General features: G+C 23.2%; 1 pseudogene. It reads right to left on the bottom strand.

The features are described from left to right. Nucleotides 1-14: 14 nt before the first annotated feature. Nucleotides 15-435: pseudogene (locus K0039_RS21600) on the bottom strand (CPBP family intramembrane glutamic endopeptidase); the annotation flags it as partial.

The following is a 435-nucleotide window of genomic DNA, read 5'->3' as shown; positions in this document are numbered from 1 at the left end:
AGATAATTCCATATCTATTCTCTAAAAAATAACTCTTCAAATATTGGAACTATAGATACAGACAAAGTCATCATAGTTACATTAAAAAATACATATCCCTTAGTACAATAAGTTGAAATTATTGCTAAAGATAAAACCACAACAAAAAGTATCAGCTTACACTTTTCAATAAGTATACTGTTTTTATTTTCTTCAAAAGCTTCTGTGATTTTTCTATTTCTCACCTTGTTATACAAAGAATTATCTTTTAAAAATAGAATTAATGATAATCCAACTAGTGTAAAAGAAATTAAGTTTATAATATTAAAATTTTCAAGAGTAAATTCAAATTGACTTAGAAGTACATAATTCAAAATCATCCTTAATAGCTGAACTATAAGCATCAATAAAATAGAATCTATTATACATTTTTTGTAACTATACTTCATCCCAATT

It is taken from the genome of Terrisporobacter mayombei (assembly GCF_020748465.1).
Classification (GTDB): Bacteria; Bacillota; Clostridia; order Peptostreptococcales; family Peptostreptococcaceae; genus Terrisporobacter; species Terrisporobacter mayombei.
This window is presented reverse-complemented; position numbering and strand designations above follow the sequence as displayed.